Origin of the sequence: Paracoccus marinaquae (assembly GCF_018860165.1) — a bacterium.
Taxonomy (GTDB): domain Bacteria; phylum Pseudomonadota; class Alphaproteobacteria; order Rhodobacterales; family Rhodobacteraceae; genus Paracoccus; species Paracoccus marinaquae.
Genome location: NZ_JAHKNG010000134.1, coordinates 1 through 796, shown reverse-complemented (window position 1 = coordinate 796; position 796 = coordinate 1). Strand labels below are relative to the sequence as shown.

Sequence of the window (796 nt, the reverse complement as noted above, 5' to 3'; positions counted from 1 at the left end):
CCCGCCTACGTCAAGCCGTTCGTGAAGCGGCAGAAGAATGATGCGGCCGATGCCGAGGCGATCTGCGAGGCGGCATTGCGGCCGACGATGCGCTTCGTGCCTGTGAAGAGCGAAGAGACTCAGGGCGCGGCCATGGTGTTCCGCGTGCGCGAGCTTCTGATCCGGCAGCGGACCCAGGCCATCAATGCACTGCGAGGGCATTTGAGCGAGTTCGGGGAGATCGTGCCGCAGGGGGCAGCGAATGCATCGAAGCTGATTGCACTCGTCGAAGATCCAGAATGCACTCTACCTGCCGATGCCATCCCCACCCTGAAAGTTCTGGTCAGAGCGCTCACCCATCTGGAGGCTGAGATCGGCAAGCTTGATGCCGAGATCACCCGACGCGCCAAAGAGAACGAAGTGGCGCGGCGTCTGATGACGGTGCCGGGTATCGGTCCACTGATTGCGACAGCCATCGCAACTTTGGCCCCGCCGCCTGACACATTCCGCCGAGCGCGCGATTTTGCAGCCTGGCTGGGCCTCGTGCCCCGGCAGCATTCGACCGGCGGCAAGCAGCGGCTCGGAGCCACGACGAAGATGGGCGAGCGGTCCCTGCGACGCCTGCTGATCATCGGCGCCAACAGCGTCATTATCAAACGGCATACCCACGCTTCGGCCAAGTCCGGCACGTGGCTGGGCGGCAGGCTGTCGCGCAAGCCGCCGATGCTGGTGCGCGTGGCACTGGCAAACAAAATGGCGCGTGTCGTCTGGGCGTTCGCCATCGGTCTCGAACGCATGGCGACAGATGGCTCACTGG

Annotated in this window: 1 protein-coding gene; it reads left to right on the top strand. The window is 64.1% G+C overall.

Features of this window, described 5'->3' with window-relative positions; translation table 11 throughout:
* On the top strand, nt 1-796 hold a 796-nt coding region (locus tag KNW02_RS20660), incomplete at both ends, for an IS110 family RNA-guided transposase (RefSeq protein ID WP_216035049.1).